This window comes from Acinetobacter entericus, from assembly GCF_026168575.1.
Classification (GTDB): Bacteria; Pseudomonadota; Gammaproteobacteria; order Pseudomonadales; family Moraxellaceae; genus Acinetobacter; species Acinetobacter bouvetii.
Window position 1 is genome coordinate 25,266 of sequence record NZ_JAPEQW010000018.1, and the last position, 13,518, is coordinate 38,783.

Annotated in this window: 12 protein-coding genes and 1 pseudogene; 3 read left to right on the forward strand and 10 right to left on the reverse strand. The window is 43.7% G+C overall.

The genetic code is table 11. The annotated features are described in order from the left end of the window. Positions 1–120 precede the first annotated feature (120 nt). The 6 genes and pseudogenes from tolA (OKC24_RS13565) to OKC24_RS13590 all read right to left on the reverse strand — a co-directional run bounded on the left by tolA (OKC24_RS13565) (position 121) and on the right by OKC24_RS13590 (position 5,068). Positions 121–504 (reverse strand): cell envelope integrity protein TolA, encoded by a 384-nt coding sequence (gene tolA / locus OKC24_RS13565; protein ID WP_252151855.1) that lies wholly within the window; start codon positions 502–504, stop codon positions 121–123. 192 nt (positions 505–696) lie between these two features. Continuing rightward, complete coding sequence (tolA, locus tag OKC24_RS13570) at positions 697–2,109, reverse strand: cell envelope integrity protein TolA (RefSeq protein ID WP_265465652.1); 1,413 nt, start codon at positions 2,107–2,109, stop codon at positions 697–699. A gap of 3 nt (positions 2,110–2,112) precedes the next feature. Beyond that, positions 2,113–2,562 (reverse strand): protein TolR, encoded by a 450-nt coding sequence (tolR, locus tag OKC24_RS13575; RefSeq protein WP_131275774.1) that lies wholly within the window; start codon positions 2,560–2,562, stop codon positions 2,113–2,115. Beyond that, on the reverse strand, positions 2,562–3,260 hold the full coding sequence (tolQ, locus tag OKC24_RS13580) for a protein TolQ (protein WP_130147075.1): 699 nt from the start codon (positions 3,258–3,260) through the stop codon (positions 2,562–2,564). The genes tolR and tolQ overlap by 1 nt, the downstream gene beginning before the upstream one ends. A 25-nt stretch (positions 3,261–3,285) precedes the next feature. After that, the gene (gene ybgC / locus OKC24_RS13585; RefSeq protein WP_005008678.1) at positions 3,286–3,696 is read right to left on the reverse strand and encodes a tol-pal system-associated acyl-CoA thioesterase; all 411 of its coding nucleotides are present in this window, start codon (positions 3,694–3,696) and stop codon (positions 3,286–3,288) included. Positions 3,697–4,007: 311 nt separating this feature from the next. Continuing rightward, a pseudogene (locus tag OKC24_RS13590) lies at positions 4,008–5,068 on the reverse strand (amidohydrolase). Positions 5,069–5,362: 294 nt separating this feature from the next. Between OKC24_RS13590 and OKC24_RS13595 the strand changes: the two are divergent. After that, positions 5,363–5,944 (forward strand): hypothetical protein, encoded by a 582-nt coding sequence (locus OKC24_RS13595; protein WP_130147079.1) that lies wholly within the window; start codon positions 5,363–5,365, stop codon positions 5,942–5,944. Between the two features lie 349 nt (positions 5,945–6,293). Beyond that, entirely contained in the window at positions 6,294–7,202 is a 909-nt protein-coding gene (locus OKC24_RS13600) for a hypothetical protein (RefSeq protein ID WP_416346076.1), read from the forward strand. Positions 7,203–7,249: 47 nt separating this feature from the next. On the opposite strand, the gene ruvB is transcribed toward OKC24_RS13600, so the two are convergent. The 4 genes from ruvB to OKC24_RS13620 all read right to left on the reverse strand — a co-directional run bounded on the left by ruvB (position 7,250) and on the right by OKC24_RS13620 (position 11,387). After that, positions 7,250–8,251, reverse strand: coding sequence for a Holliday junction branch migration DNA helicase RuvB (gene ruvB / locus OKC24_RS13605; protein ID WP_130147081.1), 1,002 nt, complete (start codon positions 8,249–8,251; stop codon positions 7,250–7,252). Positions 8,252–8,498: 247 nt separating this feature from the next. Then, positions 8,499–9,101 (reverse strand): Holliday junction branch migration protein RuvA, encoded by a 603-nt coding sequence (gene ruvA / locus OKC24_RS13610; protein ID WP_004693861.1) that lies wholly within the window; start codon positions 9,099–9,101, stop codon positions 8,499–8,501. An 82-nt stretch (positions 9,102–9,183) separates the two neighbouring features. Further along, positions 9,184–10,002, reverse strand: coding sequence for a hypothetical protein (locus OKC24_RS13615; RefSeq protein ID WP_130147083.1), 819 nt, complete (start codon positions 10,000–10,002; stop codon positions 9,184–9,186). Between the two features lie 44 nt (positions 10,003–10,046). Then, positions 10,047–11,387: a deoxyguanosinetriphosphate triphosphohydrolase gene (locus tag OKC24_RS13620; protein WP_131275773.1), complete on the reverse strand. Its 1,341-nt coding sequence runs from the start codon at positions 11,385–11,387 to the stop codon at positions 10,047–10,049. Between the two features lie 210 nt (positions 11,388–11,597). Here OKC24_RS13620 and OKC24_RS13625 point away from each other — a divergent pair, with 210 nt between their 5' ends. Further along, on the forward strand, positions 11,598–13,226 hold the full coding sequence (locus tag OKC24_RS13625; protein WP_131275772.1) for an arylsulfatase: 1,629 nt from the start codon (positions 11,598–11,600) through the stop codon (positions 13,224–13,226). Positions 13,227–13,518: the final 292 nt, after the last annotated feature.

Here is a 13,518-nt window from a genome sequence, read left to right on the forward strand (position 1 = left end):
AATATTGAAAGAACAACATTATGATTAAACTGTTATTCGTCTGTGAATTCGTGTCTAAATATTTGCAGTTTATAATGACGCTTACTTTAAAAAATAAAATGCTTTGAACAATTGAAGCGTTTATTTGGATTTAAAGGACATATAAATGAACCGAGATTCACGTTGGGCATCCGGATTTTCAGGCAATTCAAAAGGCGCAGCACTGTGAATGGCTTTTTCAATACTGCCTTTAAAAGCCTGATTTGGTGCGTCGCTAATGACTATAGACTGAATTGAACCTGATGATGTCAGTGTGATTCTAACATTGGCTTTTTGCTCATTTGAATCCGCTGGTACTTCCCAATGGCTAAAGATTAAATGCTTAATTTCGGCTTTGGCCGCAGATGCAAGCCTTTTGGCTTCTGATTTACGAGAAGCCTCAGCGGTTGCTGCGCGTTTAGCTGTTGCTGTTTTTCGTTCAAGTTCATGTTTATATTGCTCAGAATATGCCTTTGCTGCAGCCATGGGTGCATTCGCAGAACTCACCGCTATTTTTTCGGGCTGAATCTGAGTGGCTATTGGATTGTCAGCAGGGCTGGCAAATGTTAGCGCTGAACAACCTGTCATCACAGGAAATAGAAGCAAGAATTTAAAGATATGCATTCTTGGGGGGGTAGTCCTATAAAAAATTCCCCTGACGAATCAGGGGGATTTACATCAATTTGAAGATCTAAAGGTAGATGTTAGATTCTGCGCTTCACGGCGCGCATCTGGATCTGAAGGCATAGGATACGGCGCTGCCGCTCGTACAGCTGCTTCAATACTGGCCTTCATGTCTGGATCGCTGGATGAGATAATCACTGAACGCACCGCACCGCTTTCAGTTAAAGTAATGCGGGCTGTGGCCGTTTTGCCAGCGGAATCGGTTGGAGTATCCCAAACGCGTTTGATTTTGTTTTCAAAATCTTTCTTGGCCGTTGATGCAATCTTTTTCGCTTCAGCTTTTTTCTGCGCCGCTTCTTCAGCTGCTTTTTTAGCAGATGAGGCTTTGGCTTCTTCGGCTGCCCGTTCACGTGCTTCTGCATCTGCTTTGGCTTTCGCATCGGCTGCGGCTTTATTTTTTGCGTCTGCATCCGCTTTACGCTTAGCGGCGTCTGCATTGGCTTTGGCCTGAGCGTCGGCTTTTGCTTTTGCATCAGCTGCGGCTTTATTTTTTGCGTCTGCATCCGCTTTGCGTTTAGCGGCGTCTGCATTGGCCTTGGCCTGAGCGTCAGCTTTGGCTTTTGCATCTGCATCCGCTTTGCGTTTAGCGGTGTCTGCATTGGCTTTGGCCTGAGCAGCAACCTTCGCTTTTGCATCGGCATTCGCTTTTGCATCGGCATACGCTTTCGCAGCTGCCGCTGCTTTAGCTTCAGCGTCTGCTTTGCGTTTTTCTGCATCTAAAGCGGCTTTGGCTTTAGCATCTTGCTGCGCTTTTAATCTGGCATTATCGGCTAGACGTTTCGCTTCTAAATCTGCTTTGCGCTTTGTCTCAGCTGCACTGGCTTTGGCCTGAGCTGCTTTAGCTTCAGCTGCGGCTTTGCGTTGGGCTGCTTCGGCATTCGCTTTAGCATCTGCATCTGCATCTGCATCTGCTTTACGCTGCGCAGCCTCAGCTTTAGATTTAGCATCCGCCTGAGCTTTAGCTTCTGTTAGGGCTTTCAGCTTAGCGGCTTCATCAGCTTGGCGTTTTTGTTCAGCGCGCAATGCTTCGGCTGCGGCTAGGCGTTCAGCTTTTTCAGCAGCTTGAGCTTGAAGCGCTGCTTTTGCCGCGTCAGGTTTTGGCAATGCTGCCGGCGCAGGCGGCGGTGCCGCAGGAATGACGGGTGCCGGTTCTACACTGGGCTCTGCGGTTTGAGTGATCTCAGCGGCGACATTTTCATGCGCTGTTTCAGTAAACTCTGTTTCTTCTCGGGTCACCGGCTTTAAATCTTCTGGCTTCACCAGCACCGTTTTAATTTGCTTAGGCAGCTCAGGCGGTTTGCTCATGCCCAGATAAAGCAAGCCCACAACTGCAATCACATGGATACCGATGGTGAATCCAGCTGCAGTTGCTTTTTGTTTAAAAGGTGGCTTTTTAAAATCTTTCATAAATTACTTTAGCGGCTCTGTCAGCAATCCAACTTGTGATAATCCGGCATCCTGCAGTGCAGACATCAATTTGATGACTTCACCATAAGGACGGGATTCACTGCCATTAATCAGGACGCTGAGTTGTTTATTATTGGCCTGAGCCTGTGTCTGCGCATCTGTCAGCGCTGTTTTCAGTTCTTCTAAAGTCAGCACTTCATTCCTATGGGTGCTGTCTTCCAGCCTAATGGCGCCATCCGCTTCTAAGGTCACAATAGCAGGGCGGTCTTCAGACTGAATCGGGCTGCTGTTGGCTTGCGGCAAGTCCACTTTAACGCCAGTCGTAATCATGGGGGCGGTGACCATGAAGATGACTAAAAGCACCAGCATGACATCAATATAAGGCACGACATTCATATCGCTTTTCAGCGGTTTTTTGATGCGCTCGAAGCGTCCTGAACGTTGAATAGCCATCAGTGCTGTTCCTGATCAGAACCCAATGACTGACGCTGCAGCAAGGCCACCATTTCTTCAGCAAAAAGCGCACGGTCTGAATAGACGGCTTCACCTTTGGCTGTGTAATGGTTGAATGCCAAAACGGCAGGAATAGCGGCGAATAGGCCAATCGCAGTGGCAATCAATGCTTCGGCAATACCCGGGGCAACGGTTGCCAAAGTGACTTGCTCAACTTGCGCTAAACCAATGAATGCATTCATGATGCCCCAAACGGTGCCAAATAAGCCGACGTACGGCGCAACAGAACCAATACTGGCCAAAGCGCCCAAGCCTTGCTCTAAACCGCCTTGGTCACGGCTCAGGCCGACGCGTAAAATACGCTCTGTGCCTTCAATGCTTTGTGCCGCAGGCGCATTGCGTTTTTTCAGCTTTAAAAATTCACCGAGGCCTTGATAGAAAATATCTTCCAGGCCAACCCGCTTCGAGTTGAGCTGCGCATTGTTGTAAAGGGTATTCAGTTCGGCACCAGACCAGAAGATTTTTTGAAAATGATCATCATCGGCCTGCGCCTTTTTGTAGCTCATATGCAACTTGGCAATCAGATACCAGCTGTACAGCGAGGCTAATAAGAGCAGAAGCATTACCAGCTGTACAACAGGACTTGCCTGTAAAATTAAATCTGATACGTGAAGGGTAGATTCTAGTTGAGTTGCCATAGTTACATTGAGCCAATTAATTTTTTTAATCTTGTTCCAATTCTTTTAGAATCAGTTTGCGGATTTCCTCAGGAAGCCGTGTTGGACGCATGCCGTCTACGCTGATGCAGGCCAATTCGACTTCGCCGGAAGCAAGCATGATTTCACCACGATAAATATTTTGTTGCAATACAAATGACGTTGATTTACATGAAACTACACTTGCTGTAACAGTAATCAGGTCATCCATGAGTATAGGGCGTGAATATTTCACATTTATTTTATGCACAACAAAGTTGTAGTCTTTTTGATGCCAATAGTGGCTAATGCCTGATGCGCGAAGCCATTCAGTACGTGCGCGCTCCATGAAGCGGATGTGGTTGGCGTGGTAAACAATGCCGCCTGCATCTGTATCTTCAATATAGACACGAATATTGAACTCGAATTTATTCGCCATGAGAGGATTCCGTCTGTTTCTAAATCTGATGAGTTTTTAGCTGCACTGAGAATATGAAATCGGCATGTTTTAAACATGACTTCAAATCAATAAATCGTCAAGTGCGTCAATGACGGGCAGTTTAGCACTCTGAAAATTCACTCCAATGGCACAAGATTTCAAATCCTAGGCGCTTGTGTGCTTTATGTTTCGCATAATACTGCTGTGAATTGATATTTATTTGTGCGGTTTTGCAGAAGATTGCAGATGAAATGGCGGTCACAGCCATTAAAAAGGTGAACGGGAACAATTCACCTTTTTTTCTTTATATTTTATTTTGCAGGGCTTTGCTGCCGCTGCCATGCATTTTGCACTTGTGCGGCTGCTTTAGGATATTCCATCACAAAGCGCATATAGCTTTCTATGCCTGTTTTCAAGGCGGCATCATCGACCGTAAACAGCGGGCTGTGATTGGGCGCAGCCTTTGACATATCTTGATCTAACTGAGTTGCGCCAATAAAGATAAACAAGGAAGGCATGAGTTGCCCATAATAGGCAAAGTCCTCACTGGCGCTGGCATTGCTGTCGAGCACATGCAATTTCCCTTCGCCATTGACTTGCGCCAAAGCAGGCTGCATCAGTTTGGTCAGTGTTTTATCGTTGCTGGTGACAGGTGCATAAGGCGCAATTTCAACTTTCGCGGTCACATCATTGGCTTGTGCATTATGTTCGATCAGCGTGGGTAAATCTTTTAAAATGCTTTGACGGATATCTTCATTGTTGGAACGAATGGTGCCGATCATATTCACCAGTTCTGGAATAACATTGCCTGTAGTGCCGCCTTGAATGCTGCCTATGCTGACCACGCCCATGCCTTTGGTTAAATCTGCTCTGCGGCTGACTAAGCTTTGCATATTGCTGATCATCTGCGATGAGGCATAAATCGGGTCGCGGCCCAGCCATGGCATAGAGCCATGCACTTGTTTGCCATTCACCTGAATACGAAGATGGTCAGCGCTGTTTAAAATGGCGCCGTCTTTGTAGAAAATATTGCCGCTGGGCATACCTGCCATAACGTGCATGCCAAAAATGACTTCAGGTTTCAGGTTGTTCAATGCGCCATCGGCAATCATTTTTCGGGAACCGATTTGGTCGCCTTGGGTGAAGTTGTCGATATCAGCTCCGCCTTCTTCTGCAGGCTGAAACACAAAAACAATGGTTCCGGCAACTTTATCTTTATATTGCCCAATTCTGGATGCTGGTGAATATGCTGCCGTAATTTAATGGCATGGCTTTCGGTATTTTTGGCGGCGTCATCAATCCAGTCAGCAAGGGTAAATTGGCTGCAAAAAATCAGCAGCAGGCAAAGAGAAATCTGCTTGTACATGTTCATATCTTGGGATAATCCTGAAGAGTTTGAAATGATTAAAGTGATTCTCTAGCATCGCATACTGAATGAAATCTAGATAAAACTCTTTAAGTATTAGGTAGACACTTTTAAGGTATATCCTGTTTTAGTGATTGAAATACTAAAATTATATTTTGTACTCAGGTATTGTAGATTTATGTGTTTTATATGAAATTAAGTTTTATGCGTTTAGGTTTACACTTTTTCGCTTTGAGATGCAGCGGTTTAATTCAATTTATGATGGGGCCATTACAGCTTTATTCAGTATTAGAGTACTAAATGAGTCATTTCTTTAAATTTGTCATCATGATTGCCATGGCTTTTATGCTTTGGTCATATTGGCTGAAACCGGATCAAGGGGTTTCAGATGCAGCTGATTATCAATCATCTGAAGGCGTTCATCGGTTTGATGGCTATAGCATGACAAATTTGGAGCCTTATGCGGGAGAGTTCCGTGTTTTATCACGTGAAAACTATAATTTTGGGCGAGAGGCAGAAATTAGTCCGGTTGATTTTGCCTTAGGGTGGGGAAGCATGACTGATCCTGCTGTTTATAAACAGTTATCTATCAGTCAGAGCAACCGTTGGTATTATTGGCGTTATGAAAATAATCCGCCTATACCTGTCAATGAAATATCAACACACAGCGCGAATACGCATTTAATTCCTGCAACTAAAGTGATTGCCAAACAACTGGCTCAAATTGATCAAGATAATGTGATTTATTTAAAAGGGCAGTTGGTTGAAGTGAAGGCTCAAGACGGGTGGACATGGCGCAGTTCCCTTAGCCGTGAAGATACGGGAAATGGGGCATGCGAGTTGATGCTGGTGGAAGAGGTGAGGGTGATTTCTAAGTCTTAGATCTTTTATTTGTTGAATTAAGCAAGAATATTATTTTGTAGAGAGGGTGAGCTAATTGAACTTAGTTCCAGATACTCTTTCTAATGTTGTATGTGATTAGTTTTCTATATGGTTTGGTCTATTTGCTTTTGACGGGACAAAAGTATCAAAATTCCTCTGTTGGATTGAGAGGATGTCCTGAGCAAGCTTTAAGCATTGCTTTAAAGCGTAGTGCAAGTCAATCCAACGGGCGACATCCATGTCGTCTGTCATGTGATTTTTTAATGTGATGAATTCTTGAGAATAACTTATAAGTATATAATTTATAATAAAATATATTTATAAGTTATTTCGATTTTAGGAGATAATATTGGCACAACAAGAAAATACGCAAGAAGTTATGATTCAACTGCCTTGGACTGTACCGCAGCAGCCAAATGTACAAATGATAGTCGTTCAACAGCCTGCTAAAACGCACATGGAGTTGAATGCTTCTACGGATAAAACCGCAATTTCATCTTTTGCGCTTTCTGTAATTTTTGCACTTATTTTAGGTGGATTTGCTACATGGTTGGCGTATTGGTATGGGCGGAAAAGTTTTGATTTAACTAAACAGTCTTTTGATGCTGTTATTCATCAAATTAATGCGAGTATGCAGGAAGCACAAAATATTAAAGATGCAACAATCAAGCAAATCGAAGAAAGCGCTCTGGATGCTAACCGTAATAAGGATATTTTAATTGAACAAATTAAATTAGCGGCCAGTACGACTGTAGAATCCAATCAGCATCTTGCAACAGTTCACTATGAGCTCAAAATGAGTGAGATACGGGCGCAAAGACGCATGAATTTAATAGATAATTTGCGTGATCATTTTGGTGTTTTTTTTGGTGCGTTAGAACATCAAGTGCATAAAAGTTTGGGTTTTGCGCAAAAGTTTTATGAGGAAAACGGTTCAAATACTCTGCCTGATGAATATGATGAACATACATGGGTGGCTAAAGAGTTAAAAGAGTTAAGCTATGACCGTTATTTAATTAGGGCGGCTTTGGAGAAGGCACTATTATACCTTGATTTGACTGATGATTTTCAACAGGAGATAAATTTCTTAGCTTTGGAAATCATGAAAAAATTTGATGAGATTGGATATTTTGTTAGACAGAATAAAGAAGTTACTACAGAAAAATATTCAGAATTTGAAAAAGATTTCGATGTATTAAGGGAGAAGCTGGCTAAAATTTTAGCCTTAGAATCTGAAAAAGCAGTGAAAGGAGAGTAATTCCTTTCACTGGATTGTAGTTATGTTGTAGGGGGGGATTTACGGATTTATTTAGATTCCGGCGGCGTCATGCCAAACTGCAAATAGGCCATATTGGTGGCAATACGGCCGCGCGCTGTGCGCATGGCATAACCTTGCTGAATCAAATACGGTTCAATGACATCTTCAAGCGTACCTGAGTCTTCCGCCATGGCGGCTGCCAAAGCTTCTACACCGGCAGGCCCGCCGTCAAAACGTTCCAGCAGCATGCTTAAATAACGGCGGTCGAGTGTGTCTAAACCATCTTTATCGACATTGAGCATATCTAAAGCGCGCTGAGCCATGTCTTGCGTTACTTCGCCCGTGCCTTTGACTTGTGCATAGTCACGTACGCGGCGCAGCAGGCGGTTAGCAATACGCGGCGTTCCGCGCGCGCGGCGTGCAACTTCTTGAGCGCCGTCTTGGGAAATAGGCACATCCATCAAATTGGCTGAACGCGACACAATATGAGTCAGGTCTGCAACGCTGTAAAACTCTAAGCGCTGCACAATGCCGAAACGGTCGCGCAGCGGAGAGGTCAGAAGGCCGGCACGGGTTGTAGCTGCCACTAAGGTAAATGGTGGCAAATCCAGTTTGATCGAACGGGCCGCAGGCCCTTCACCAATCATGATATCCAGCTGGTAGTCTTCCATGGCTGGATAAAGAATTTCTTCAATCACGGGGGAAAGGCGGTGAATTTCGTCAATAAACAGCACATCGCCTTCTTCAAGATTGGTCAGCATCGCCGCTAAATCGCCGGCGCGTTCTAAAACTGGGCCGGAAGTTGACTTGAGATTGCCGCCCATCTCACGGGCAATGATGTTGGCCAGTGTGGTTTTGCCTAAACCTGGCGGGCCGAAAATCAGGGTATGATCCAGCGCTTCTTCACGGCCGCGGGCGGCGCCGATAAAGATTTCCATTTGTTCACGGACCACAGGCTGACCGATGTAGTCATCAAGTGAGGTTGGGCGGATGGCGCGGTCGAAGTGGTCTTCGGGTTTTTCGGAACCACCGATGAGACGGTCTTGCATATAGTTAAATCAATCTCTGGCTGAACTTTCGAGGCACAGCCTCAAATTATGATTTGTGTTTAGGTACCATTGTGTAGGCACTGCCTTACTTTTGAAAGATCAAAATGAAGACTTTAAAATATATTTTAGAGTCTGCAAGTAAATCTTTCATTGGATTGAGGATATGTCCTTATATCTCAATCCAACATGGCGACATGGATGTCGCCTTCGTGTATCCAATTTAGGTGTATTGGTGTGTCTATTTGAATTATTTATTCATTGACTTGAGTGCAGCACGGATGATGTCGCTCGCCTCAGTAAAATCACCTTTTGCAGCATTGACCAATTTCTGTGCTTCTAAAGGTTTGTAACCTAAAGACTGTAATGCCGCTTCGGCCTCTGCAACGGCGGAGTTGCCTGTGAACTGGATTTGTTCAACGGTTGAGTTGCTTGGCGCTGTGCCTGAAGACATAGCTTTAAAGCGATCACGTAATTCGATCATGAGGCGTTCAGCGGTTTTTTTACCCACGCCCGGTACTTTGACCAGTGTGTTGATATCTTCATGTTCAACAGTATGAATCAGCATATCGACACTGAGTGTGGAAAGAATACCTAAAGCCATTTTAGGGCCGACACCGTTGACCTTTAACAGGGTGCGGAAAATGATTTTTTCTTGTTGATGCAGGAAGCCGTAAAGCAGTTGAGCATCCTCACGTACGGCAAGGTGCGTCCATAAGGTAATTTTCTGGCCTTTTTGTAGTTGGCAAAATGTGGTGAGTGGTGTATCAATTTCATAACCGACACCATTTACATTTAAAAGTACGGTGGGTGCTTCTAGTGCGAAGACTTCACCAATAAGACATCCGATCATTGTGCTTTTCACATATTTGTTAAGGGGTGAATAGTAGTACTATTTTTTTTAATGGCAAAGCTTAAAAGTCATAGCTGCTTAACTATAAAGAATGAAATGTATTTATTTTGACATTAAAATATTCATCCCAGTCATAAGACTCATCGATTATCAATTGATGATTTGCATAAGCTTTAAGTTTAAATTGATTGTGCATAGATAGCGTCGAGACAACGATAAAATTAGAAGGTTCACCGACATCCACAATTTTAATCTCCCCATTTACAGGGTAATGAGTATTCATTTGAAATGGCTGTTCTATATTGTTAAAGCCAACTTTAAATTGACCAATGAGGGGATCGGTGTATTCAAGTATGCCTGAAGTTGCTAGCCATTCTTTTCGGTCTCCGGGTTCGCCAGATAAAGACCCTGCATTTTGAAGATTATAAATTGTCTTTTTAAAGGTATGTTTTACATCTTTTTCATCTAGTGAATTGGAACTATGAACCAGTTCTTTGCTTGTAGTGATGAGTGCTATCGGTTCTTTCATAGTTTTTATAGTGTATGTACCTTGATAGTATTCTTCAGTTTTCCCTGCATAATCAATAAATAAATCTGATTTGACTGTTTGTGTGAGTTTATCTTCACTCGCTAATACGGAAAAACTTCCATCAAGTAAAATATCAACATCGCCAAGAAATTCGGGTATTTCAAAATCATTGAAGATGTATTGTTGCCCGTGTTCAATATTTTTAATATTTGATTCGATTTTATGGTCTTTCAAGTACTGGTGAATGCCATTAATAACCATTTGTACATTGGAAAGGTTGCTAGAGTGATCTCGGTTTAATATGGTGTTAGTTGCGATCAAGGCGATCTTTTTTACAACAGCTTTATCATTCCAGCTTGCAACGTTTGTCATGGTGTTTCCTAAAGGTTTTAGTTATTTAGTTTTTAAAATAGTTTTTAGAAGAAACCAATTTTATTGCCTTGTAATTCTTGAGACAAGTTATACGCTTGGTGGTCTGAAAACTTAGAAATAATATCTAAGACCTGCATAATGTTTTCATAATGGTTGCTTCCAAAGTGTGCACCAGAGCGGCATAAAATAGCCATTAAGCGCTGCTCTTTAAAGCTCAATGTTTTATGTGGTGTAGTGAGCGGAATAAAGGCATCTAAAATGTTCTGCAAACTTTGATGGGCAATAATTTCCAAACCGGCTTTTTGCGGATGCTCAAATATTTTATCGCGCGCTAAATCTTTCGCACGGTTAATGCCTAGCTCAATATCAGCAGCGCAGTATTGCAGTAAGCTGCCAGCCAGTTGCCCGCTTAAAATTTCAAAATGATGCTTGGCAAAAGCCGATGTGACTTCTTCAACCAAACGCTTCATCACCCGTCCGCGCAGGGCTGCAATTTTTTGCTGCCAGGTGGTGTCTGGCATCGACAGTTCAGTTGGCGCGCTGTATTCACCCAGCAAGCTTAAAAAAATCGGCTCAACTTCTTCATAAGACAGCATGTTTAAAATAATGCCATCTTCAAGATCAATCAGGGCATAGCAAATGTCATCTGCAGCTTCAAGTAAATAAGTCAGCGGATGGCGGCAATAGTGATAATCGCCCAGTTGAATCAGTCCGAGCTGTTCTGCGATTTGCTGCAGGATTTCTTTTTCCGCCTGATAGCAGCCAAATTTGGCGCGTTGACTGGCAGGCGTGTTGCCTTGCGACTCGATGGTTTTCGACAGCCACGGATATTTTAAATAAGCCCCTAAGGTTGCATAGGTCAGACGCATGCCGCCGTCATTCGGATGGTAGTCAATTTTCGTCAGCAGGCGCAGGCCTTGGGCATTGCCTTCAAACTGGCGCACATCGGCTTGTTCTTCTGCAGAAAGCTTTTCTAAAAAGTTGCCATGGGATGCATCGTCAAACCATTCACGAATGGCGTATTCACCTGCATGGCCAAACGGCGGGTTGCCAATATCATGCGCTAAACAGGCCGCCTGAATAATGGCTCCGACATCGGCAGGGGAAATCCAAATCGGCAGTTCATCTTTGATTTTTTCCGCTGCGAGCATGCCGAGAGAGCGTCCAATGCACGACACTTCAAGTGAATGGGTTAAACGGGTATGAATGCCGTCGTGCTGAGTCAGCGGATGAACTTGGGTTTTTCGGTTCAGCTGGCGGAAGCTTTGCGAAAAAATAATTCGGTCATAATCTTTGTGGAATGGGCTGCGCGCCAATTCGGTATTTTGTTTTTTACTTCCAATACGGATTGTTGAGAGCAGTTCTAGCCAACGCATTTGCATCATTTATCGTTATTCAGTTATTTACTAAAAAACATCATGCCAAATTTGCAGAAAAAGAACTAGGGTAAGGCGTCATATACTGTCACTTAAATAGGGTGAAACTGTAATTAACTTTGCGAAAATTGAGCTAGAGAATGTCAAGCTTTTGACAGGCTGAACGTGCCGATTTCAGGCAGATTAAGCACCTGTTCTTATATAAATGATGAAAATAGCATGTCAGCAAAACAGCCGAATATTTTACTTATTGTTGCCGATGACCTTGGCTTTTCTGACCTTGGCGCATTTGGCGGCGAAATTAATACCCCAAATTTAGACGCCATTGCGTTGGAAGGGCTAAGGCTTACCAATTTTCATACGGCGTCTACGTGTTCACCCACGCGTTCTATGCTGCTGTCTGGCACAGATCATCATCTGGCGGGTTTAGGCGCAATGGCTGAAGCCATTCATCCTGAGCAAAAAGGCCAGACAGGCTATGAAGGTTATTTAAATGATCAAGTGGCCGCATTGCCTGAGCTGTTAAAGGATGCAGGCTATTACACCATTATGTCCGGGAAATGGCATTTGGGTTTAACGCCAGAACGCTTTCCTGCACGCCGCGGCTTTGAAAAATCATTTACTTTACTGCCGGGCGCAGCCAATCATTATGCGTTTGAAGCTGATATTCCTGAAAAGGAAATTCCAGGCCTATTGAAAGTGACCCGTGGCCTATATGCAGAAAATGATGAATATGTTACGTCATTGCCTGAAGATTTTTATTCTTCTGACTATTTTACAGACCGTTTATTAGATTATTTACAAGATGACGGCAGCCGCCAAACACGCCCATTTTTTGCCTATTTGCCTTTTTCTGCACCGCATTGGCCATTACAGGCGCATCCGGAAGATATTCAAAAATATCAGGGTGTTTATGATGCAGGGCCAGAGGTATTGCGTCAAAAGCGTTTAGCGCAATTAAAAAAATTAGGCCTGGTCAGCTCAAATGCCACTATTCATCCTGTATTGGCGCAAACTAAGTTTTGGGAACATTTAACGGAAGCTGAAAAACAGTTTTCTGCACGGACAATGGAAGTCTACGCAGCCATGGTCGATCGCCTGGATCAGAATGTCGGCCGTGTCATTGAATATTTAAAACAGACCCAGCAATATGACAATACCATTATCATTTTTTTATCAGATAATGGCGCAGAAGGCGCGCAGCTGGAGGCATTGCCGGTATTTGGCCCTGACATTTCTGCCGTAATTGATAAATATTATGACAATGCTCTAGAAAATGTCGGTCATGGCAATTCATATGTTTGGTATGGTGAACATTGGGCGCAAGCAGCTACTGCGCCATCACGGCTTTATAAAGCGCATGCCAGTGAGGGTGGAATCCGTACGCCAGCTTTTATTAAGCATCAAGCCTTTGCGCGGCAGCAGGATATTAGCCATGAGTTTTTAACGGTGATGGATGTCTTGCCCACTTTATTGGAAACCCTGCAGATTCAGCATCCGGGGGGGCGTTACAAAGGCCGCCAATTGGTACCCTTGCGTGGACAAAGCATTTTGCCGTATTTGAATAAGCAGCAAGATTATATTCATGAGAAAGATCACATCACCGGTTGGGAGCTGTTTGGGCAAAAAGCGTTGCGCAAAGGGGATTGGAAGGCCTTATTTATTCCAGCGCCGAATGGCCCAAACCAGTGGCAGCTATACAATTTGGCTGAAGATGCGGGGGAAACAGAGGATCTAGCCGAGCGTTATCCTGAAAAATTACAAGAATTATTGGCAGATTGGAAAGTGTATGTCAAAGACAATGGCGTCATTGAATTTGACCAGCAGGCACAGGTGAAAATCGCATAGCCGAATCCGTCTATAAAGATAATCGTTACTGACTTTTTTAGCTTCTCTTTGATGCTGCTTAAGCAAAGAATATCAAGGTTAAATAAAATGGATCAACTTTAATGGCAGCGGCACTGCGCGGCTTTTCGCTAAGGCGCCGTAACATTTTGGTCACGGTGTTGCATCTGATTTTGCTGAATCAGCAAATGAACGGTGATGCATCAGCGTTTGCGCTGTGCTATCACCAAGATTGTCATAGCCTTGATCAGATTGGCCCAAATTTTTAGCGGGCGATTAAACAAAATGGAATGCC

Coding starts and splice junctions, on each gene's coding strand:
- tolA (WP_252151855.1), bottom strand. CDS start 504: ATGGCTGCAGCAAAGGCATATTCTGAGCAATATAAACATGAACTTGAA.
- tolA (WP_265465652.1), bottom strand. CDS start 2,109: ATGAAAGATTTTAAAAAGCCACCTTTTAAACAAAAAGCAACTGCAGCT.
- tolR (WP_131275774.1), bottom strand. CDS start 2,562: ATGGCTATTCAACGTTCAGGACGCTTCGAGCGCATCAAAAAACCGCTG.
- tolQ (WP_130147075.1), bottom strand. CDS start 3,260: ATGGCAACTCAACTAGAATCTACCCTTCACGTATCAGATTTAATTTTA.
- ybgC (WP_005008678.1), bottom strand. CDS start 3,696: ATGGCGAATAAATTCGAGTTCAATATTCGTGTCTATATTGAAGATACA.
- OKC24_RS13595 (WP_130147079.1), top strand. CDS start 5,363: ATGAGTCATTTCTTTAAATTTGTCATCATGATTGCCATGGCTTTTATG.
- ruvB (WP_130147081.1), bottom strand. CDS start 8,251: ATGCAAGACCGTCTCATCGGTGGTTCCGAAAAACCCGAAGACCACTTC.
- ruvA (WP_004693861.1), bottom strand. CDS start 9,101: ATGATCGGATGTCTTATTGGTGAAGTCTTCGCACTAGAAGCACCCACC.
- OKC24_RS13615 (WP_130147083.1), bottom strand. CDS start 10,002: ATGACAAACGTTGCAAGCTGGAATGATAAAGCTGTTGTAAAAAAGATC.
- OKC24_RS13620 (WP_131275773.1), bottom strand. CDS start 11,387: ATGATGCAAATGCGTTGGCTAGAACTGCTCTCAACAATCCGTATTGGA.
- OKC24_RS13625 (WP_131275772.1), top strand. CDS start 11,598: ATGTCAGCAAAACAGCCGAATATTTTACTTATTGTTGCCGATGACCTT.